Source organism: Pseudomonas sp. Ga0074129, assembly GCA_001465025.1.
GTDB lineage: Bacteria > Pseudomonadota > Gammaproteobacteria > Pseudomonadales > Pseudomonadaceae > Aquipseudomonas.
Window position 1 is genome coordinate 75,958 of the sequence record LNDO01000079.1, and the last position, 21,901, is coordinate 97,858.

Consider the following 21,901-nt stretch of genomic DNA (forward strand, 5'->3'; position numbering starts at 1 on the left):
TATTCATCCTCCCGGTGCAGCTAAAACCAGACCGAGAACGGTGCCAGCACTCATTGAGCTGGCGACGGGGGATTGACGGAACCCGCTTGCGGGGCCGGCGCTGCAGGGGCCGAAGCAGGTTGCGTGCCAGCACGCTGTAAGGCGGCGTCTGGCTTGGCATTGGCACTGCCGACGCCACTCACGCTGCGGCGCACATCCAGATTTCGAGAAATAACCAGGACTACCCGCCGATTTCGCCCTCGCCCCTCCGCGGTATCGTTATCCGCAACAGGTTGAAACTCGCCATAGCCTACCGCGGCCAAACGACTAGGGTTAACCCCATCCATGGCCAACATTCGCACGATACTGGCCGCGCGCGCTGTAGAAAGCTCCCAGTTGGTCGGGAACTGCGCCGTTTGAATGGGCTGATTATCGGTGAAGCCTTCTACGTGTATTGGGTTCTCAAAAGGCGCCAAAATTTTGGCCACTTTCTCAATAATATCGAACGCAGCATTATTAGGTACCGCATCACCGCTGGTGAAAAGAAGACTGGAGCTGAGTTCGATCTCAATCCACAGCTCATTACCGCTGACCTTGAGTTGCTCTGACTGAATCAGATCACCAAACGCCTCACGCACGCTATTGGCGATGCTTTCCAAGGAGTCCGCGGCCGATAGCGTTCTGTCTTCATCCACCAAGGATCGATCCGGCTCCGTAGTTCGCGGCCGCTCATCACCGACAGGAATGGGCTGAATTGCACGGTCAGGTTGGTTGAACACGCCTGTGAGGCTGTCCGAAAGAATTTTGTATTTGCCTTCGTTGATCGAAGAGATCGAGTACATCACCACGAAAAAGGCAAACAGCAAGGTTATGAAGTCGGCGTAGGAAACTAGCCAACGCTCGTGGTTCTCATGTTCTTCTTGGTGACGCCTGCGGGCCATATCCTGTCCCCATCAATCCATAAAGCCTTGCAGCTTTAATTCGATGGAACGCGGATTTTCCCCTTCAGCAATCGACAAGATGCCTTCAAGTAGCATCTCGCGATAACGCGAATGGCGCTGTGCGATGGCTTTGAGCTTGCTACCGATAGGCAGCAGCAAGAGGTTGGCAAGACCAACACCGTAAATGGTGGCCACAAAAGCCACAGCAATACCGCTGCCAAGCATGCTGGGGTCAGCCAGATTGCCCATCACATGGATCAAGCCCATAACAGCACCGATGATGCCAATGGTTGGCGCATAACCGCCCATGCTTTCGTAAACTTTGGCAGCCTGAATATCTCGGCCTTCCTGAGTGTACAAATCCACTTCAAGAATACTGCGTATGGCTTCGGGCTCCGCGCCATCTACCAGAAGTTGCAGGCCTTTGCGGGCATAGGGATCAGGCTCGGCATCGGCAACGGCTTCAAGCCCAAGCAAACCTTCTTTACGCGCAGTCATGCTCCAGCCAACTACACGATTAATGCCACCAATAAGATCGATCTTGGGGGGGAAGAAAATCCAACTGAGTATGGCGAGAGCTCGTTTAAAAACATGTACCGGTGCCTGCAGAAATGCAGCGCCTAACGTACCGCCGATAACAATCAGCGCCGCAGGGCCGTTAAGCAACGCAGCCGCATGACCACCTTCCAAGTAGTTGCCGCCAAGAATGGCCACAAATGCCAGGATGACGCCAATAAGGCTTAGTACATCCATTAACCGCAGGCCTCAACAATATGCCTGCCAATATCATCCAGAGGGTAAATAGCATCTGCCAAGTTGGCCTTCACGATAGCCATAGGCATGCCATAAATCACGCAACTCGCTTCATCTTGCGCCCACACTTGGCTCCCGCCCTGCTTGAGCAAGCGCGCACCTTCACGCCCATCAGCGCCCATGCCCGTCAAAACCACAGCTAGCACTTTGTCGCCATATGACTTGGCCACAGAGCCAAAAGTGATGTCCACACACGGCTTGTAGTTCAGACGCTCGTCACCCGGAAGAATCTTCACCATACCGCGGGCATCCACCATCATTTGCTTCCCGCCTGGCGCGAGCAGTGCCAAACCTGGACGAAGGATGTCACCGTCCTCGGCTTCTTTGACATTGATGCGACAAAGCTTATCAAGGCGCTCTGCAAAGGCTTTGGTAAATGCAGCCGGCATATGTTGAATCAGCACAATCGGCGCAGGAAAATTGGCCGGCAACTGTGTCAGCACCCGTTGCAGTGCAACCGGGCCACCTGTTGAAGTACCTATTGCAACCAGTTTGTAAGGCTTTCGCTTAGGTGCCGGGCTGTTTGCAACAGCCGCCTGGGCTGCAGCAGGACGCCCTGCAACAGCTGGCGCTGGGACAGGTCGCGCCACTGGCTTGTTAGCAGCGCTAGCCGGCATAAGCGGTGCTGGGGCCGGGGCACTAAAACTGCGACGGTTGCTGCGCGCAATGGTGTGAATCTTTTCGCAGAGCAACTGTTTAACTCGCTCTGGATTGCGCGAGATGTCTTCAAAGTTCTTCGGCAGGAAGTCAACCGCCCCCGCCTCAAGCGCATCAAGCGTTACGCGCGCGCCTTCATGGGTAAGCGACGAGAACATCAAAACGGGCGTCGGACAAGACTGCATGATGTTACGCACAGCCGTGATGCCATCCATCATTGGCATCTCGTAATCCATGGTAATCACGTCTGGCTTGAGCGCTTGCGCTTGCTCAATGGCTTCCCGGCCATTGGTAGCCGTGCCGACTACCTGGATGTTCGGATCGGCTGAAAGAATTTCCGAAACGCGCCGGCGGAAAAAACCGGAATCATCAACCACCAACACCTTAACAGCCATAAACACTCCTCAACGATGCGACTAATACCTGCATCGCGAATATCACATACGCCGCGCGTAACGTTTAAGCATGCTTGGCACATCTAGAATCAAAGCGATTCGACCATCCCCGGTAATGGTAGCGCCAGACATGCCGGGAGTGCCTTGCAGCATTTTGCCCAAAGGTTTAATGACTACCTCTTCTTGACCTACAAGCTGATCAACCACAAAGCCGATACGCTGGCTGCCCACGGTCAGAATCACCACATGCCCTTCGCCTTGCTCAACATGTGCGGCGCTGCCAATCAGCCAGCGCTTGAGGTAGAACAATGGCAGGGCCTTGTCGCGCACGATGACCACTTCTTGACCATCAACAACGTTGGTACGCGAAAGATCGAGGTGGAAGATCTCGTTCACGTTAACCAGCGGGAAGGCAAATGCTTGGTTGGCCAACATGACCATCAAAGTTGGCATGATCGCCAAGGTAAGCGGCACTTTGATAACAATCTTCGAGCCCTGCCCCTGAACCGAGAACACGTTAACTGTGCCGTTGAGCTGAGAAATCTTGGTTTTCACCACGTCCATGCCAACGCCACGGCCTGACACATCAGATATCTCGGTTTTGGTCGAGAAGCCCGGAGCAAAAATTAAGTTGTAGCACTCAAATTCATTGAGACGGTCAGCAGCGTCTTTATCGAGCAGGCCTTTTTCGACAGCCTTGGCGCGCAGTACATCCGCATCCATGCCTTTACCATCATCAGAAATCGACAGCAGGATGTGATCACCCTCCTGCTCAGCTGAAAGCACGACTTTACCGCCGCGTGGTTTGCCTGAAGCTTCACGCTCCTCAGGTGTTTCAATACCGTGATCAACTGCGTTGCGCACCAAGTGCACCAGCGGGTCGGCCAATGCCTCAACCAAGTTTTTGTCGAGGTCGGTTTCTTCGCCGACCAACTCCAGATTGATCTCTTTCTTTAAGCTGCGCGCAAGGTCACGAACCAGACGAGGGAATCGACCGAAAACCTTTTTGATCGGCTGCATCCGGGTTTTCATCACCGCGGTTTGCAGGTCAGCCGTCACCACGTCCAAGTTAGACACTGCTTTGGACATCGCTTCATCTGGACTGCTGGAGCCAAGTCGAACCAAACGGTTACGCACCAGCACCAACTCACCGACCATGTTCATGATCTCATCCAAGCGAGCGGTATCAACCCGAACAGTAGTTTCTGCCTCGCTGGGTGGCGCAGCCTTCTCGGCCACTGGTGCAGGTGCAGGTGCAGAGGCACGGACGGGTTCGGGCTTGGCCGCAGGTTTTTCAACCGGCTTGGCTACAGGCTTAGGTGCTTCTACTGGTTTAGATGCTTCTACTGGTTTAGAAACAGGCGTAGGCGCTACCGGAGCAATAACCTCGGGTTCAACAAACTTGCCCTTGCCGTGCAGCTGATCAAGCAGAGCTTCAAATTCATCATCTGTAATGTCATCACTGCCGCCAGCCGTTACGGGCCCAGCCTTAGCTGCAGCGGGAGGCGGTTCAGGTGCAACAGGCGGAGGGACAAACTGTCCTTTACCGTGAAGCTGATCAAGCAGCGACTCAAACTCATCATCTGTAATTTCATCGCTACTGCCGGCAGCAGGCTGAGCAGGACTGGACACGACGGCAGCAGGTGCTGCAGGCGCGCTGGTCTCTGCTACGAATTGACCTTTGCCGTGAAGCTGATCAAGGAGCGACTCAAACTCGTCATCAGTAATCTCATCGCTGCTTGGTGCCGCCGCCACCGCAGCAACTGGCTCAGCTTCAAGAGCGCCGAGCAACTGCTCAAACTCGCTGTCAGTGATGTCGCCAGACGCCATATCAACAGTCGGCTCAACGTCTTCTACGCAAGGCTCGGGTTCGTCAGGGACTTGAGCCTCAACAACTTCCTCGGCACCTGCTGGCTCAGCCAAGCGCGCCAGAGCTGCAAGCAGTGCTGGCGTAGCCGGAGTAAGGTCAGAACGCTCACGCACTTGGGTAAACATGCCATTAACGGCATCCAGCGCTTCCAAGACCACGTCCATCAGGGCGGAATCTACGCGCCGCTCACCCTTGCGCAGGATGTCGAAAACGTTTTCAGCGATGTGGCAGCATTCAACCAACTCGTTGAGTTGGAGAAACCCAGCACCACCTTTGACGGTATGAAACCCGCGAAAAATGGCGTTGAGCAGATTCATGTCGTCCGGGCGGCTTTCAAGCTCTACCAACTGCTCGGACAAAAGTTCAAGAATCTCGCCGGCCTCTACCAGGAAGTCCTGGAGGATTTCTTCATCGGCGCCGAAGCTCATATAGACGTGCTCCTAAAATCCTAGGCTGGAAAGCAGGTCGTCAACATCATCTTGATTAGATGCGACGTCTTCACGCTTATCGGCATGAATCTGCGGACCTTCACCACGTGAAGGCTCTTTTTGTTTTTCTTGTTCAGCACGAAGCAACTCATGGTTGTGCTCAACGCCAGCAAACTGATCAACCTGACTGGCCATAAGCACCAGTTTCAGCAGATTGCTTTCAACTTCTGTAACAAGCTGGGTAACACGTTTGATCACCTGCCCGGTCAGATCTTGGAAATCTTGGGCCAGGAGAATATCGTTCAGGTTAGAGGAGAGTTTGGCGCCATCTCGCTCGCTGCGAGAGAGAAACAACTCAACACGCTTGGCAAGCTCACGAAATCCGTCCGCGCTCATTTCGCGGCGCATAAACCGGCCCCACTCGGCATTCAGGTTATGCGCCTCATCACTGAGTTCATGCACCATTGGCGCACTCTGCTCGACCAAATCCATGGTGCGATTAGCTGCCTTCTCAGTCAGCGTCACTACATAGTTCAGCCGCTCGGTAGCATCAGTAATTTGTGAAACTTCGGTGGCGTGAGGCACCCGAGGGTCAAGTTGAAAATTGACAATGGCGTTATGCAACTCACGGGTCAGCTTACCGACCTCGTGGTACAAGCCGCGGTCGCGGGCTTTATTAAGCTCATGTATCAGCTGTACCGCTTCACCAAAATTGCCTTGCTCCAGGCTGTCTACCAGCTGGCGAGCGTTGTATTTCAGGGTCGACTCAAGGTCACCTTGAACGGAATCTTTATGTTCCATAGCACCCTCGTGGCAAACATCAGCCGTTGACCCGCTCAAAGATCTTCTCAATCTTCTCTTTCAGAACCTGGGCAGTAAACGGTTTAACTACATAACCGTTAACCCCAGCCTGAGCTGCTTCGATGATCTGATCACGCTTGGCTTCAGCCGTAACCATCAACACGGGAAGCGTTTTCAGACGGTCGTCCGCTCGCACGGCGCGCAGCAGGTCAATACCGGTCATGCCAGGCATGTTCCAGTCGGTAACCAGGAAGTCGAAGCTGCCACTTTGCAACATAGGCAAGGCTGTGGTGCCGTCGTCGGCCTCTGCCGTGTTGGTGAACCCCAAATCACGCAGGAGGTTCTTGATGATCCGTCGCATCGTTGAAAAATCATCAACGATGAGGATTTTCATATTCTTGTCCAAGTCGACCTCCGTACAGTCCCAAACGCACCCAGCAACCTGTGTACGCTTTTAATCGTGAAACCGGCTCTAGATTGAGCGAGTAACAATTGTCACTCAGCGAGCACGCCAGTCGCCCAAACGGGCCCTTAAACGAGCTGCACATTGACTGTGTAGCTGGCTTACGCGTGATTCGCTAACCCCCAGAACTGCGCCGATCTCCTTAAGATTTAATTCTTCATCGTAATATAGCGCTAACACCAGACGCTCGCGCTCTGGCAGTTGGGCGATTGCATCGGCCAAAGCTGCTTGAAAGCGTTGATCTTCCAGATCACGAGAGGGTTCATGGTGGTTGCTGCCAGCGTCTTCACCCAGCCCTCCTTGATCGCCGTCCTGTAACAGGTCGTCGAAACTGAATAGGCGGCTGCCTAAAGTGTCGCCAAGAATGCCGTAGTAATCCTCGATACTCAATTGGAGTTCGGCCGCAACCTCTTGATCTTTAGCATCTCGACCCGTTCTGGCCTCAATTAATCGAATAGCATCACTAACCATGCGGCTATTTCGGTGAACAGAACGCGGTGCCCAGTCGCCTTTACGCACTTCGTCAAGCATGGATCCGCGGATACGAATACCGGCGAATGTCTCAAAGCTTGCGCCCTTGCTGGAATCGTATTTTTTTGACGCTTCAAGCAGGCCGATCATGCCGGCCTGAATCAGATCATCAACCTGTACATTGGCCGGTAAACGGGCCAACAGGTGATAAGCAATGCGTTTGACCAACGGCGCATAGCGCTCGATCAATTGGTGCTGAGAATCTTGCGCCTGTGCCTTGCTATACATACGAAGTCCAGAGGCTGCTGTCATATGGCGGTGTCCGCAATCGGTTGCTGCACCAGACGCTCAACAAAAAACTCCAAATGCCCACGTGGATTGGCCGGTAATGGCCAGGCGTCAACTTTTTGAGCAATGGCTTTGAACGCCAGCGAGCACTTCGAACGCGGAAAGGCTTCATAAACCGCGCGCTGTTTCTGCACGGCTTTGCGCACTGACTCGTCGTAGGGGATGGCACCCACATATTGCAGGGATACATCGAGAAAACGGTCAGTCACTTTGGTCAGCTTAGCAAACAGATTGCGACCTTCCTGCGGACTGTGGGCCATGTTGGCCAACACCCGGAAACGTGTCATACCGTGATCACGGTTGAGCAGCTTAATCAGGGCGTAGGCATCAGTGATCGAGGTGGGCTCATCACACACAACAACCAGCACTTCCTGAGCGGCCCGCACGAAACTCACCACGCCGTCGCCAATACCGGCGGCAGTGTCAACGATCAGCACGTCAAGGTTGTCACTGATTTCACTGAAGGCTTGAATAAGGCCGGCGTGCTGCATGGGCGATAACTGCACCATGCTCTGAATACCGGAAGCGGCAGGTACGATACGCACACCACCCGGCCCCTGCAGAAGCACATCACGCAGATCACACTCGCCGCTGATAACGTCTTCCAGTGTCTTTTTGGCCGTCAACCCCAGCAGTACATCGACGTTGGCCAGGCCCAGGTCAGCGTCCATGAGCATCACCCGACGCCCCAGGTCAGCCAACGCCAACGCCAGATTCACTGAGACGTTGGTTTTACCGACGCCACCTTTGCCGCCGGTTACTGCAATCACCTGTACGGGATGCATACCCATATCTTCTAACACCTTGTCTAACTTCGACTGGAGCCACTTGGCCGGCTAAGCACGGTTTAACCAACAAACCACGCGCTAACTGACACACTGCGTGGGTTGTTGGTAGAGGCCGGCAAACATCTGCGCCATCGTATCTTCACTTGGGTCTTCTGCAGCCTGCAGCCCTACTGCACGACTGACTAATTGATGACTGCGCGGTACGTGCAAATCATCAGGAATTGCAGGCCCATCAGTGAGATAGGCTACCGGTAGACGCTGAGTAATAGCCAGCCCTAAAACCTCACCCAGACTGGCTGCCTCGTCTGCCTTGGTCACAATACAGCCCACCAGACCGCAGCGCTTATAACTATGGTAGGCGGCTTTCAGCACTTGGCCCTGACTGGTTGATGCCATAACCAAATAATTTTTTGCGTTGACCCCACGACCAGCCAGGCTTTCCAGTTGCATACGCAAGGCTGGATCGTTTGCCGGCAAGCCGGCCGTATCGATTAACACCACACGCTTGCGTGCCAGCGGAGCCAATGCCTGAGTCAAGGATTGGCCAGGATCAACCAGTGTCACGGAGACATTCAGAATGCGCCCCAGGGTCTTGATCTGCTCCTGAGCGCCAATGCGGTAGCTATCTAGGCTAACCAGCGCGATATGCTGCGCACCAAACTTGAGGACGTAACGCGCGGCCAGTTTAGCCAGGGTTGTGGTCTTGCCCATGCCAGCCGGACCGACCAGCGCAATCACCCCGCCCTCGTCCATGGGTTCTTGAGCCGGTGTTTTGATGGCGTGCGACAAATGCGCCAACAGCATCCCCCAGGCTTGGCGAGGCTCTGCAATATTGGCCACACGCTCCAGCAAAGGCTTTGAAATCTCCGCTGGCAGGCCCATACGCTGCAGACGACGCCAGAGGTTGGCTTGCTGCGGGCGGCGGTTTTGCATTTGCCCCCAGGCAATCGAACCCAACTGGACTTCGATCAACTCACGCAATCCGTGCAACTCAAAACGCATCGCATCCAGGGCTTGTTGATCCGTACCCGCTGGCGCCGTCGCCTGGGTACGCGGTGAGGAAGGCGGAGTATCCAGCGAAAAACTGGCGGCAGGCGCAAAGAGTTGACGATCTTTACCGGCATCAAGCTGATTGCGCGTGCTCAATTCAGCTTGCGCGTTCGCAATCTTGGCTTGGGTCTTACGCAATTCAGCTTCTAAAGCAGGGTTCGGCTGGCGGGCAGGCGCGGCGGGCACTTGATAATCCAGGGCGGCGGTCAGCTCAACACCACCCGCCACACGGCGATTACCAATGATCGAGGCATCGGCACCCAATTCGTCACGCACCAACTTCATGGCGGTGCGCATATCGGCGGCGAAAAAGCGTTTGACCTGCATGGCCTGTAACCTCGGTTAGTTCTGCCCCACCGTCGCAACGATGGTGACCTGCTTGTTATCCGGAATTTCCTGGTATGCCAGTACATGGATACTCGGAACCGCCAGCCTCGCGAAGCGTGAAAGCATTGCTCGTACTGGGCCGGCTACCAACAGGATCACTGGTTTGCCGAGCATTTCCTGACGTTGCGCTGCTTCCATCAATGACCGCTGAAGCTTCTCAGCCATTCCAGGCTCCAGAAGAATGCCATCTTCAGCGCCTTGACCGGCCTTCTGAATACTGTTGAGCAATATCTGTTCCAACCTGGGTTCCAGCGTGATCACAGGCAGCTCCAGCTCTAGTCCCACAATGCCTTGCACGATTGCGCGGGACAGCGCGACGCGGACCGCGCTGACCATCGCGGCGGGATCTTGACTCTTCACTGCCACATTGGCGATGGCCTCGGCGATGGTGCGAATGTCGCGCACGGGCACCTGTTCCTGTAGCAAGGCTTGCAGCACTTTGAGCAGGGTCGACAGGGAGATCATGCCCGGTACCAGCTCCTCGGCCAGCTTGGGCGAGGTTTTGGCCAGTAATTGCATGAGTTGCTGCACTTCTTCATGCCCCAACAACTCATGGGCATGCTTATGCAGGACCTGATTGAGGTGCGTGGCAACCACCGTACTGGCATCGACCACGGTATAACCGAGCGATTGCGCCTGATCGCGCTGATTGGGATCAATCCATACAGCTTCCAAACCAAACGCCGGATCTTTGGCGGCGATGCCGTTGAGCGGACCGAATACCTGGCCAGGGTTAATTGCCAGCTCGCGATCGGGATACACCTCAGCCTCGGCCACACTCACGCCCATCAGCGTCAGCCTGTAGGCGTTGGGCTGCAAGTCCAAGTTGTCGCGGATGTGCACCGATGGCATGAGGAAACCCATTTCCTGCGACAGCTTTTTGCGCACGCCCTTGATGCGCGCCAACAACTGCCCACCCTGATTACGATCCACCAGGGGTATCAGCCGGTAACCCACTTCCAGCCCCACCATGTCCACGGGGGTGACATCGTCCCAGCCCAACTCTTTAACTTCCTGAGCCTTTTGCGCAGGCAGCAAGTCCTGCTGACGCTGCACTTCCTTAATTTCGTCTTCTTTGACCACGCGTTGCTTATTGGCAATCCAATAGGCCGCGCCAGCCGCAATCAAACCAAGGCCAATGAAGAAGAAATGCGGCATGCCGGGCACCATGCCCATGGTGATCATGATCGCCGCCGTAACCGCCAACGCCCGTGGCGAGGCAAACATTTGCCGGTTGACCTGCGCGCCCATGTCCTCGGAGCTGGACACGCGCGTCACCATGATGGCCGCTGCAGTGGACAGCAGGAGCGAGGGAATCTGTGCGACCAGACCGTCGCCGATGGTCAGCAAGGTGTAAACCTTACCGGCCTCGGCGAAAGGCAGGTCATGCTGGAAGATGCCGATGGCGATACCGCCGATCAAGTTGATAAACAGAATCAACAAACCCGCTATCGCATCACCGCGTACAAACTTGCTGGCACCGTCCATGGAGCCGTAGAAGTCCGCTTCTTGCGACACTTCGGAACGACGCGTCTTCGCCTCATTCTGGTCAATCAAACCAGAGTTGAGGTCAGCGTCGATCGCCATCTGCTTACCGGGCATTGCATCAAGGGTAAAACGTGCGCTGACTTCAGAGATACGCCCGGCGCCCTTGGTCACTACCACAAAGTTGATGATCATCAGGATCGCAAACACCACGATGCCGACCACATAGTTGCCGCCGATCACCACTTCGCCGAAGGCCTGGATAACCTGACCTGCAGATGCATGCCCCTCATGCCCGTGCATCAACACTACACGCGTGGACGCCACGTTAAGCCCCAGGCGCAGCAAGGTAGCCGCCAGCAATACCGTGGGGAAAACAGCGAAGTCCAAGGGACGCAGCGCATAGATGCTGACCAGCAGCACCACGATTGACAGCGCAATACTGAAGGTAAACAACACATCGAGGAGAAAGGGTGGAATCGGCAACATGACCATGCTGAGCATGACCAACAGCAATAGAGGAATCCCTAAATTGCCTTGCTTCAACCCCGACAGGTTGCTGCGCACATCACCGATCATTTGCGAGCGATCTATTGCCACACCACTACCCCAGACCATTCAATCTTTTGACGCTATTCGCGCCTCTGGGAAGGGTTTTGCAAGAAGCTGTCCAACTTTGCCAAGCACGTTCGGTCAATGGCTCATCACGCCGCCAAAGCGCTGAGCATCAATCGTCGCGACGTAAATCCGGCGGGATGGGCACGTCCGGCAGCGGACCGGGGCGCTTGCCCTTGCCAGCCTGGTATTGGCGCAATTGATAGACGTAAGCCAGCACCTGAGCGATGGCCAAATACAGGCCGGCCGGTATTTCCTGATCAAGCTCAGTGGAGTAGAAAACGGCCCGAGCCAAAGCCGGAGACTCCAGCACCATGACCTTGTGCTCGTTGGCGATTTCGCGAATCTTCAGCGCCGTAAAATCGCCGCCCTTGGCCAGCAATACCGGCGCACTGCCCTTGGCCGGGTCATATTTAAGCGCCACGGCAAAGTGGGTCGGGTTGGTAATCACCACATCTGCATCGGGCACGGCCTGCATCATCCGTCGCTCGGCCATTTCACGCTGCAACTGACGAATACGCTGCTTGACCTCGGGCTTGCCCTCACTGTCTTTGTACTCGTCAATGACTTCCTGCTTGGTCATCATCAGCTTCTGCTTGTTACTCCAGAGCTGAAACGGCACATCCACGGCAGCGATCAAGATCAACCCGCACGACATCCACAGCGCACTCCACCCCACAACTAACGCGGCATGCAGAATGGCGGCTTCAATGGGTTCATGAACAATGGCCAGCAAATCCTCTTGCCACGCAGCCAGTACCGCCACACCAACCAGGAGAATCAGCACAAACTTGGCCAACGCTTTGAGCAACTCAACCAAGGCATCGGTTGAGAACATTCGCTTCAACCCTGCCAAGGGGTCCATACGACTGAATTTAGGTGCCAAGGCTTCAGTCGAAAACAGCCATCCCCCGAGGGTGATTGGTCCGGCAATCGATACGATCAACAACAGCAAAAAAAGCGGAAACAGCGCTTCAAGGGCAAGCTGCCCTGAAGCCCCCAGCCAAAGCGCCATGCTGCGCTCATCCATCACCACTTCACGGCTAAGGGAAAAATTGCCGCGCATGATGTCCAGCATGGCCTGCCCCATCCCGGCACCAAATGCCAAAATGCCACCAAAGCCAGCCAGGGTAACTGCAAGCGTATTGAGTTCTTTGGAGCGCGCGATCTGACCCTTCTCACGGGATTCGCGCAGGCGTTTCTCCGTGGGCTCCTCGCTTTTATCGGCACCGCTCTCGGATTCGGCCACTAACTAGCCCCCGCCATTTCACGCAGAAACTGCAAGGCCTCTGTAGCAAACCGTTGATACTGCGAGAGGATGTCTGCCATGCCAATCCAGACAATCACCATACCCAGCACCAGGGTTAGCGGGAAACCAATCGAGAAGATGTTCAGCTGTGGCGCGGCGCGCGTCATAACGCCAAATGCCAGATTGACCACCAGCAACGCCGTCACGGCTGGTAACACCATCAGCAATGCAGCGCCCATGACCCAACCTAGCTTGAGGGCAATTTCCAAATAGTTCTCCACCAAAAACCCGCTACCCACGGGCAAGGTAAAGAAGCTTTCAGCCAAGACCTCAAACACGACCAGATGCGCATTCATGGCCAAAAACAACAACGTCACCAGAATCATGAACAACTGGCCAATCACCGGCACCGACACACCATTGGCCGGGTCAACCATGGACGCGAAACCCAAGCCCATCTGGATCGCCACAATTTGCCCGGCGATCACAAATACCTGAAAGAGTAACTGCAGGACAAAGCCCAGCATGGCCCCGATGAGGATTTCCTGGGCGACCCAGATAAACGCCTGCAAATTGATGGCATCGATAGCCGGAACAGGGGGCAACGTGGGCATGATGAGGACACAGATAGCCAAGGCCAGGTATAAGCGCACCCGCGCCGACACCAACTGCGTACCGATGATCGGCATAAACATCAACAGCGCGGTGATGCGAAATAGCGGCAGCATGAAACTGCCCACCCAGGCACCAATCTGCTCGTTGGTTAGCTCAAGCATGTCAGCCGATCAGCTGTGGAATGTTCATGATCAATGTCTCGGTGTACTCCATGAGCTCGCGCACCAGCCAAGGACCGAACACGATCAGACAAATCAGAATCACCAGCAACCTGGGCAAAAAACTCAAGGTTTGCTCGTTGATCTGGGTAGCAGCCTGAAACATCGCCACCAGCAGCCCCACCAGCAAGCTGGGTACCACCAGAATTGCCACAATCATGGCGGTTAGCCACAGGGCATCGCGCACCAAATCCACTGCAACTTCAGGCGTCATGTCTAAGTGCCTCCGAAGCTGGCCGCCAGCGTGCCCATAATCAGCGCCCAGCCATCAATCAGAACAAACAGCATGATTTTGAATGGCAGAGAAATGATCAACGGCGACAGCATCATCATCCCCATCGCCATCAACACACTGGCCACGACCATGTCGATAATCAGGAACGGGATAAAAATCATAAAGCCGATCTGAAACGCCGTTTTCAGCTCCGATGTAACAAACGCCGGGATCAGGATGACCAGAGGAGTCGCTTCAGGGCTGGCGATATCTGTGCGCTTGGACAAGCGCACAAACAACTCCAGATCACTTTCACGCGTCTGCGCCAGCATGAAATTTTTGATCGGCACCTCTGCCCGTGCAACCGCTTCCATCGCCGGCAATTCCTGCTTCAAGTAGGGCTGCAGGGCGTCACGGTTAATTTGCTCAAACACTGGTGCCATGATGAACATGGTAAGAAACAGCGCCAGGCCAACCAAAATCTGATTCGAGGGTGTTTGCTGCAGGCCCAGCGCTTGGCGCAGGATCGAGAAGACGATGATGATGCGGGTAAAACTGGTCATCAGCATGACGAAGGCGGGAATAAAACTCATCGCCGTCATGATCAGCAAAATCTGCAGCGTGACCGAATACTCCTGCTGCCCCTCGGTGTCGGTGCTCAGGGTAATGGCAGGGATCTGCCAGGGGTTGTCCGCTGCCAGCACCATGGGCGCTATGGAGGTTAATGCCAGCAGCACCAGCAGGCGCAGGATACTCATCACGGCTTGTCCTTCTGGTCCTTACCCAACAACTCCATCAGACGCTGAGCAAATTCGGTAGAGGCCGGTTCTGCATCAGGCATGTGCACGGGCTCTTTAAGCACATGCAGAGAAGTGATGTTGCCCGGCGTCAATCCAAGCAGCACTTGCTCGCCCCCCACCTGCACCAGCACCAGGCGATCACGCGGCCCCAAGGCCTGGGTCGCCAGTATCTTAATCACCTGCCCACCGCGCGGCACAATCTGCTGCACCCGACGCATCAGCCAGGCCAGTAAAAAAATTACCCCGACAACCAGCAGCAGCCCCAACAGCAGTTGCAGCACCTGCCCACCCATGCCACTGCTGGCGATAGGGGCGGCGGCGGGTGCGGTGGACTCGGCGGCCCACGCCGTGAATGGCAAGGCAAGACTCAACAGCAGAGGTTTATGCATGGTTAGCGCAGCTTCTTGATGCGTTCACTGGGGCTGATCACGTCAGTCAGACGAATACCAAACTTCTCATTGACCACCACCACTTCGCCGTGGGCGATCAAAGTGCCGTTGACCAACACATCCAGCGGCTCACCTGCCAGGCGATCGAGTTCAATCACCGAGCCTTGATTGAGTTGCAGCAGGTTGCGAATGGTGATGTCGGTATTGCCCACTTCCATGGAAATCGACACGGGAATATCCAGAATCACATCCAGATTCGGACCTTCCATATTCACCGGCAAGTTGACCTTAGGGGCACTGTTAAACTCTTCCATTGGTGCACGCGGCGCCGCAGGAGCGGAAGGCGCAGGGTTGCTGGCTGCCAGCATGGCATCGATATCGTCCTGGCCAGCATCACCTGCCTCGGACAATGCAGCCGCCCATTCATCAGCCAGTGCCTGCTCCTCAGGAGAAGAAGCTTCGTTCTCGTTTTCGTCTGCCATCGTATGTCCTCGGCTGGCGTTAAATCAGAAATAGGGATTAGCGTTGGCGCTCAATGGGCTCCAGCACTTGCAGTGATAGATTGCCTTTGTGTGCACCCAGCTTGACCTTGAACGCCGGCACACCATTGGCGCAAAGCGTCATGTAATCAGGTAGTTCAACCGGAATCACGTCGCCCGGCTGCATGTGCAAAATGTCACGCAGTTTGAGCTGGCGACGCGCAACGGTGGCGGACAGCGGCACACTGACGCCCAGAATGTCTTCGCGCAGGGCTTTGACCCAACGCTCATCCTGATCATCGACATCCGACTGAAAGCCCGCGTCGAGCATTTCGCGGATGGGCTCAATCATCGAATATGGCATGGTGATGTGCAGATCACCGCCGCCGCCATCGAGTTCGATATGAAAGGTGGAGACCACAATCACTTCACTGGGGCTGACAATGTTGGCCAGTGCGGGGTTAACCTCGGAGTTGACGTACTCGAAGTTGATGTCCATCACCGCCTGCCAGGCTTCCTTCAGGTCGATAAACGCCTGATCCAACACCATGCGCACAACGCGCAGTTCAGTCGGGGTAAATTCGCGGCCTTCGATCTTGGCATGCCGACCGTCACCGCCAAAAAAGTTGTCCACCAGTTTGAACACCAGCTTGGCATCAAGGATGAACAGGCCGGTGCCGCGCAGTGGCTTCATCTTGACCAAGTTAAGACTGGTCGGCACATACAGTGAGTGGACGTACTCGCCGAACTTCATCACCTGAACACCGCCCACGGCCACATCAGCCGAACGACGCAGTAGGTTGAACATGCTGATACGGGTGTAACGGGCAAAACGCTCGTTGATCATTTCAAGCGTCGGCATGCGCCCGCGAACGATGCGGTCCTGACTGGTCAGGTCGTACTGTTTGACGCTTCCCGGTTCGGCTTCATCCTCGGGTTCCACCAAGCCGTCATCGACACCGTGCAGCAAGGCATCGATTTCGTCCTGGGAAAGTAGGTCTTGCACAGCCATGGATGGCTCCTGATTACTGCAACACGAGGTTGGTGAACAGCACTTGTTCGACCGAGACCTTACCGGTCTCTTTCTGTTCCAGTTCTTGCACGCTAGCAGTGGCCTGCTGGCGCAGCATTTCCTTGCCTACCGGGGTAATCAGCGCTGCAAAATCCTGGCCGGAAAACAGCATGACCAAACGATTGCGCAATACCGGCATGTGTACCTTGAGCGCATCAAGAGCCGCCTGATCACGGGTCATCAACGCCACGCTGACCTGCATGTAGCGCGCGCGGCCTTGATGGTTAAAATTCACTACAAACGCTGGGGCAAGCTCTTCATATATTGCAGGCAATTTGACCGGTACGGCCGGTGCAGCGGCGGCCTCTGCCTCTGCTTTAGCCTTGTCAGCGCCATCATCGCCCTTGCCGAGGAAAAACAGCGTCGCCCCCACGGAAAGCCCCACCGCCAACAGCACAGCAATCACAATGATGATGATCAGTTTCATTTTACCGGCTGGTTTCGCTTCGCCATCTGCCGGGGCAGGTGCTGCTTCTTTCTTAGCCATGCCAATAATCCGTCGTTATTCGGAGTTTTATCCGTTTTCAATGGGTTAAGAGCAAGTGTTATGCCAGACCATCAACATACCTGCTCGCGCTAGACAGCCACACACCACAAGGGTGACGTGGCCTCGGCGTAGGCTGAACAACGCCCACAGAAAAGCGTCGGCTGACACAGATGAAAGCCGACGAAATGCAGTTTAGAACAGTGGGCGCAGCAACTACAGCGGCATACACCAATAGGCTCGCGTAAACCCTATTTAGGTCGCGCCCTCAGAGGCCTCATTGCAAGGCCTAATCCGCCAACAAATAGGCGCGGCGACCACGTGTGCGCAACGCCGGGTGACCGATCACGTACTACTGGCAAAGCTTAGAGGCCGCACAACATCAGCACTCAATGCTAAGAAACCACCAGATAAGACCGTTAGGTTGCTCAGAGGCGAACCGCTCACATCTACCCTCATATGAGCGGATCACCTGCCTGTTTATTGCTTCAGCCAGCTCATACGGCAGTCAAAAGCGCGCTTAGCGACTGCCGAAAAAGCGGCATCACGCGTAATAATCAACCAAGCCCCTTGAGCTGATGGCGTTAGCGCGACTGGATTCAACGCCGACAACTGACGCCATGTCGTCAGCGCCTAGCGTCTCACTGTCACGGCCATTACCTCCACGACCACTGCCTGAATCCTGCCCCTGACCTTGCCAGCCACGATTAAGTGACTGATCCGAGACGTTGACGTCCAGCAGGTTCATGCCCTGCTGCGCAAACAATTCACGCAGGCGGTGCATCTGCGAATCTAGGGCTTCGCGAACGCCAGCATGGGGGCTGGCAAACGTTACCTGGCTCTGCTCCTGGTTCATGCTGATGCGCACCTCAAGGCGGCCCAACTCAGCAGGGTCGAGTTGAATCTCTGCACTTTTCAGATTTTGGCTGGACATCACCATCACCCGATCAACCATTGCCTCACTCCAGCCACCTTGTTGCATCGGCACGGGCTGGCCAACCAAAACAGGAGCACGAGTCGACAATTGATTCTGCTGGGAAATGGCCTGGCTTAGCGCATCAAGCTTGCTGACAAAGTTGTCTGCGTTGGTATTGGCCATTCCCTCTTTCAGGGCTTCAAGGCCCTTGCCCGTCAGCGCCTCCAGCTTCAGTTCCGCCAATTGCGGCGTGTCGCCTTCTATCGGCATCTCATCCTGAACCACCTGACTGGCAAGCAAGGATTGGCTAACGCTTTGTGCGGCCGGTGCAGCCTGAGCCAGCGGCGTCGCGGCCTGCTCTGCCAACGCTTGTTCTTTGGCACCCATTTCCAATGCCATACGTACCGCTGGCAACTGGTTAAGAGCGTCCAGTTCAGGATCAAAACTGGCCTCGGTCATGCTTGCCGGACCGGCGCTCATGAGGCTGCTTGTCGCGACCGGCATAAACTCACTGCCAAGCGTCGCATCAACCTGCTCTACCGGTAATTCGCCGGTAATACCCAGCAACAGCAACGGATCGAGCACAGCCCCCTCCACCGGTAACTCTTCCGGCAAAGCCTTGCCGCTATCGGCAACATCCACCGTGTCTGCTGCGGCAACAGCGTGCGGGTTGTCGTCTGATGGTTGATCAGAGGCGCTGTCGCGTGCGGGCTTGGCAGCAGCTTCAGTGCGTTCACTGGCTTTAGCCTGACGTTCCTTGGCATACACCTCTGAGAAGCTGGAACCCTCATTCCTACTGGGCTCAGCAGGCGGTTTGGCAGCGGCGGCTCGGGGCTTTATTTCAGGTGCCGACATCAGCAGCAGATCGGGGGCAACGGACATGGACACTCTCCGCACGGGTTAATCGTACAGGGTGTTTTGCAAGGGATGGGCCAACTTACTGAAACAGAACCGAGGGCGTTGGATACGCTTTGGTAAGACAATCAGCGCCGATAGCGCTGTCGTTCGGACTTGAACAGAATGCGCACAATGGCAAATTCGCGCTCAACCTGCTCGATCAACTCAGGTGCCAAATCAAGCTGCTCGCGCCGGCCGACTTCTTCGAGTTGCTTGCACAATCCAGCCAACATGTTTGCCCCCATGTTGCTGCAACTGCCTTTAAAGCTGTGTGCCGCCAAGCGCAGATTATGCGCATCCGCTTCTTGCTGAGCCTGACGCAGCAACAGCAGACGCTCCTCGGAATCAACCAGAAAAGTATCCAGAAGCACCGGATACTCATCTTCCATGACGTCCTGTAATGCGGCCAATACGGCACTATCGAGGTGGATATCGGACAACGGCTCGCCCTCCTAGCTAAGTGCTTGGGATTATGCCCCAGCCTTCCAGGAAAACTCTACGCACACACCCGGTTCGCCATCGCCCCATTGGCAACGCTCGCTTAACTGCCTGACCAGCGCCAGCCCGCGACCACTCAGGCGAGAAGCATCGTCGGGCTGCGGCAGGAGCAATTGCGGATCGAAACCCGCCCCGCTGTCTTCAACCCGCAAGCGCAAGCGACCGCCACCGCCCTCTGGCAGCAGGTGCAGATGAAAACGCACAAACCCATCGGTTAGATGCGCAAGTCGATCACTGCGCTGGCGGTAATAGTCCGCAAAGCCTTCGGCATTGGCTTTAAGCGATGACTCAAGCCCCAGCACGCCGTGCTCCAGCGCATTAGAGTAAAGCTCGGCCAGCACCGTGAACAAGGCGGCGCCCTGCGGCCTCAAGCCCTGAACCTCGAGCAGCAGATGCAAGAGAAAAGGTAAGGGGTTGAAATAACGCAGCGTCTCACCACGAAACTCAAAGGTCGCCGACCAATCAAGCAAATGGTTTTGCCCGTTATCGGCAAACGCCAATGGCGGGCGATTGAGGTTGGCATCCTCAACCAGGCTGACTTCCAAAAGGCTGACGTCATCTTGCTGCTCGCCGCTGAACTCCAGCAGTGCGTGCTGGATCTCGTCAAACAACGCCTGGGGCTTTTGGTTGTCAGCAAAAACGCTAAGCAAACGTTGCTCGCCGAACAGTTGCGCCTGCTTGTTACACGCCTCGAGCACGCCGTCCGAAAACAGAAAAACGCGATCCCCCAGGCATGCCGGATAAACCTCGCAGGCATCATTAAACGCTGCAGGCTCCAGCACACCCAGCGGCAGATGCCGAGACACCAACGGCACGCGCTCGCCATTTACGCGTAGCAGGTAGCCATTGGGCAATCCGCCGTTCCACACCTCTACGACCTGACGCTGAAAGCTCACGTTGAGCAACGTGGCGCAGCAAAAGACACCTCGCGGCAGGATATGCCTGAGCTTCGCGTTGATCTCACGCAGCACATCGGTCAGGGAGTAACCCTTGGCGGTCATGCCGTAAAACACTTCAGCCAACGGCATGGCACCAATCGCCGCCGGCAAACCATGGCCGGTAAAGTCGCCGAGCAACACATGCATGCCACCCGATGGCTTATACGCTGCCAGCAACAAATCACCGTTGAACAGGGCAAAGGGTGACTGCACATAGCGGATATTGGGCGCATCTAGGCAACCTGAATGCGCCACTTTATCGAATACGGCTTTGGCCACCCGCTGCTCGTTGAGCAAGTGCTCGTTATGCCGGGCAATCAAGTCTCGCTGCTGCAGCACCGTCTCCTGCAAACGGCGCAGACGATCCATGGCGTTGATCTTGGCTTCAAGAATGACCCGGTTATAGGGTTTGGCGAGAAAGTCGTCGCCACCGGCCTCCAGGCAGCGAACCAAGGCCTCGCCTTCGGTAAGCGAGGTGAGAAAGATGATGGGGACGAGCGCTTCACCTGCAGCCTGTTTGATTCGGCGCGCAGCCTCAAAGCCGTCCATCACCGGCATCAGGGCGTCCATCAACACCAGATGCGGACGCTCTTGATCAAACAGTGCAACCGCTTCCAGGCCATTGCTGGCGGTCAGAACACGATGCCCCTGATGACTAACAATGGTCGACAACAACATGCGATCAGCCGCGTTGTCCTCAGCAATCAGGATGGACAAGCGCTCGATCATCACGCTCGCCCCGGGTCAGGCTATGTTGAACAGCTGTTCAAAATTTGAGATGGCGAGGATTTTGCGCACATCTGGGTTGCAATTAACCAAACGAATCAGCGAGTTATCGCCACCCGCGTGATCACGAAGCAAAAGCAGCATGCCCAGGGCGGAGCTGTCCAGATAGGTGGTGTCTTTAAGATCTACGGTGTAGCGCTGGGGGGTGCTGCTGACGCGCTCATAAGCATTGCGAAAATCCTGATGCGCGCCAAAGTCAAAGCGTCCCTGAATCAAAATGGTCAGCTCTTGCCCGTCGGATGAGGGCAGCGAGGTGATTGCCATGAACTACTCCTTTCAAAGAAAACTCAGCCATGCGCATTAGCATGGCGCATGTAACAGGTTGTGCACGATCAAGATGTAGCACCGCAATGCACGGCGGGCAACTGTTGGACGCCCGCATCGTGATGCAGTGTTTTACTGTTAGCGCTGCAACTCACGGCTGGCGAGGCGTTGCGATAAATCGTCGAGTAATTTTTGTTCCCGCTTGTCTTCGGCGATACGGGCTTCGTCCTGGTAGCGTTTGACCAGTTTCTTGAGCCCCTCAAGGCGCGCATAGCGCTGCTGCCAAACCTCTCGCACCTTGAGCATATTGTTGCGGTGCCAATCGACGCTGCCGCGTTGTTGGCCGATGGCGGTTTCCAACTGTGAAAGAAAGCGCTGATAGTTCATCAGCCACTGACCGGATACTCCACGCTGCCCTTCCGTGATCCATTGCTGCTGATAATCGCCGCGATAACGCTCCAGATCACCCAGTTGCGCCTCTGCCTGGCGCATAAGCCCCTGAGCATGGCCCAACTGCAACGCTGCCTCACGTTCCGCGCGCTCGGCCATCTCAACCACTGGGGCCAAGCGTGCGGCGCGACTTTGCGCCAT

23 protein-coding genes are annotated in these 21,901 nt (G+C 55.6%); all 23 read right to left on the bottom strand.

The features are described from left to right. Positions 1-50 precede the first annotated feature (50 nt). Positions 51-920, bottom strand: coding sequence for a flagellar motor protein MotD (gene motD, locus AUK77_RS10290; protein WP_296129131.1), 870 nt, complete (start codon positions 918-920; stop codon positions 51-53). Positions 921-932: 12 nt separating this feature from the next. Continuing rightward, positions 933-1,673: a flagellar motor protein gene (locus tag AUK77_RS10295; RefSeq protein ID WP_296129133.1), complete on the bottom strand. Its 741-nt coding sequence runs from the start codon at positions 1,671-1,673 to the stop codon at positions 933-935. Then, complete coding sequence (locus AUK77_RS10300) at positions 1,673-2,785, bottom strand: chemotaxis response regulator protein-glutamate methylesterase (RefSeq protein ID WP_296129135.1); 1,113 nt, start codon at positions 2,783-2,785, stop codon at positions 1,673-1,675. Before AUK77_RS10300 ends, AUK77_RS10295 begins: the two co-directional genes overlap by 1 nt. 42 nt (positions 2,786-2,827) lie before the next feature. Next, positions 2,828-5,083, bottom strand: a complete 2,256-nt coding sequence (locus AUK77_RS10305) for a chemotaxis protein CheA (protein ID WP_296129137.1) — start codon at positions 5,081-5,083, stop codon at positions 2,828-2,830. A gap of 12 nt (positions 5,084-5,095) precedes the next feature. Next, entirely contained in the window at positions 5,096-5,884 is a 789-nt protein-coding gene (locus AUK77_RS10310) for a protein phosphatase CheZ (protein ID WP_296129140.1), read from the bottom strand. Positions 5,885-5,903: 19 nt separating this feature from the next. Continuing rightward, positions 5,904-6,278: a chemotaxis response regulator CheY gene (locus AUK77_RS10315; protein WP_177480012.1), complete on the bottom strand. Its 375-nt coding sequence runs from the start codon at positions 6,276-6,278 to the stop codon at positions 5,904-5,906. Between the two features lie 105 nt (positions 6,279-6,383). Next, positions 6,384-7,130 carry an RNA polymerase sigma factor FliA gene (gene fliA, locus AUK77_RS10320; protein ID WP_296129142.1) on the bottom strand — a complete coding sequence of 249 codons (747 nt, stop codon included), beginning with the start codon at positions 7,128-7,130 and terminating at the stop codon, positions 6,384-6,386. Then, positions 7,127-7,957, bottom strand: a complete 831-nt coding sequence (gene fleN / locus AUK77_RS10325; protein ID WP_296129144.1) for a flagellar synthesis regulator FleN — start codon at positions 7,955-7,957, stop codon at positions 7,127-7,129. Before fleN ends, fliA begins: the two co-directional genes overlap by 4 nt. Before the next feature lie 75 nt (positions 7,958-8,032). Next, complete coding sequence (gene flhF, locus AUK77_RS10330) at positions 8,033-9,331, bottom strand: flagellar biosynthesis protein FlhF (RefSeq protein WP_296129148.1); 1,299 nt, start codon at positions 9,329-9,331, stop codon at positions 8,033-8,035. Positions 9,332-9,346: 15 nt separating this feature from the next. Beyond that, positions 9,347-11,470, bottom strand: coding sequence for a flagellar biosynthesis protein FlhA (gene flhA / locus AUK77_RS10335; RefSeq protein ID WP_296129387.1), 2,124 nt, complete (start codon positions 11,468-11,470; stop codon positions 9,347-9,349). Between the two features lie 133 nt (positions 11,471-11,603). Next, a complete protein-coding gene (flhB, locus tag AUK77_RS10340; RefSeq protein WP_296129151.1) occupies positions 11,604-12,740 on the bottom strand; it encodes a flagellar biosynthesis protein FlhB in 1,137 nt (378 codons plus the stop codon). Further along, positions 12,740-13,516 (bottom strand): flagellar biosynthetic protein FliR, encoded by a 777-nt coding sequence (gene fliR, locus AUK77_RS10345; protein WP_296129153.1) that lies wholly within the window; start codon positions 13,514-13,516, stop codon positions 12,740-12,742. Before fliR ends, flhB begins: the two co-directional genes overlap by 1 nt. A 1-nt stretch (position 13,517) precedes the next feature. Next, complete coding sequence (fliQ, locus tag AUK77_RS10350; protein ID WP_296129157.1) at positions 13,518-13,787, bottom strand: flagellar biosynthesis protein FliQ; 270 nt, start codon at positions 13,785-13,787, stop codon at positions 13,518-13,520. Between the two features lie 2 nt (positions 13,788-13,789). Beyond that, a complete protein-coding gene (gene fliP / locus AUK77_RS10355) occupies positions 13,790-14,494 on the bottom strand; it encodes a flagellar type III secretion system pore protein FliP (RefSeq protein ID WP_296129390.1) in 705 nt (234 codons plus the stop codon). Positions 14,495-14,544: 50 nt separating this feature from the next. After that, a complete protein-coding gene (gene fliO, locus AUK77_RS10360) occupies positions 14,545-14,976 on the bottom strand; it encodes a flagellar biosynthetic protein FliO (RefSeq protein WP_296129159.1) in 432 nt (143 codons plus the stop codon). Between the two features lie 2 nt (positions 14,977-14,978). Further along, positions 14,979-15,458 (bottom strand): flagellar motor switch protein FliN, encoded by a 480-nt coding sequence (fliN, locus tag AUK77_RS10365; protein ID WP_296129161.1) that lies wholly within the window; start codon positions 15,456-15,458, stop codon positions 14,979-14,981. A gap of 37 nt (positions 15,459-15,495) precedes the next feature. Next, complete coding sequence (gene fliM / locus AUK77_RS10370; protein ID WP_296129163.1) at positions 15,496-16,467, bottom strand: flagellar motor switch protein FliM; 972 nt, start codon at positions 16,465-16,467, stop codon at positions 15,496-15,498. A gap of 13 nt (positions 16,468-16,480) precedes the next feature. After that, positions 16,481-17,014 (bottom strand): flagellar basal body-associated protein FliL, encoded by a 534-nt coding sequence (fliL, locus tag AUK77_RS10375; RefSeq protein ID WP_296129165.1) that lies wholly within the window; start codon positions 17,012-17,014, stop codon positions 16,481-16,483. 541 nt (positions 17,015-17,555) lie between these two features. Next, positions 17,556-18,809 carry a flagellar hook-length control protein FliK gene (locus AUK77_RS10380; RefSeq protein ID WP_296129167.1) on the bottom strand — a complete coding sequence of 418 codons (1,254 nt, stop codon included), beginning with the start codon at positions 18,807-18,809 and terminating at the stop codon, positions 17,556-17,558. A gap of 101 nt (positions 18,810-18,910) precedes the next feature. Then, positions 18,911-19,264: an Hpt domain-containing protein gene (locus AUK77_RS10385; protein WP_296129170.1), complete on the bottom strand. Its 354-nt coding sequence runs from the start codon at positions 19,262-19,264 to the stop codon at positions 18,911-18,913. Between the two features lie 30 nt (positions 19,265-19,294). Continuing rightward, a complete protein-coding gene (locus AUK77_RS10390) occupies positions 19,295-20,989 on the bottom strand; it encodes a fused response regulator/phosphatase (RefSeq protein WP_296129172.1) in 1,695 nt (564 codons plus the stop codon). A 15-nt stretch (positions 20,990-21,004) separates the two neighbouring features. Next, positions 21,005-21,310: an STAS domain-containing protein gene (locus tag AUK77_RS10395; RefSeq protein ID WP_296129175.1), complete on the bottom strand. Its 306-nt coding sequence runs from the start codon at positions 21,308-21,310 to the stop codon at positions 21,005-21,007. Between the two features lie 138 nt (positions 21,311-21,448). Then, positions 21,449-21,901: a flagellar export protein FliJ gene (fliJ, locus tag AUK77_RS10400; protein WP_296129178.1), complete on the bottom strand. Its 453-nt coding sequence runs from the start codon at positions 21,899-21,901 to the stop codon at positions 21,449-21,451.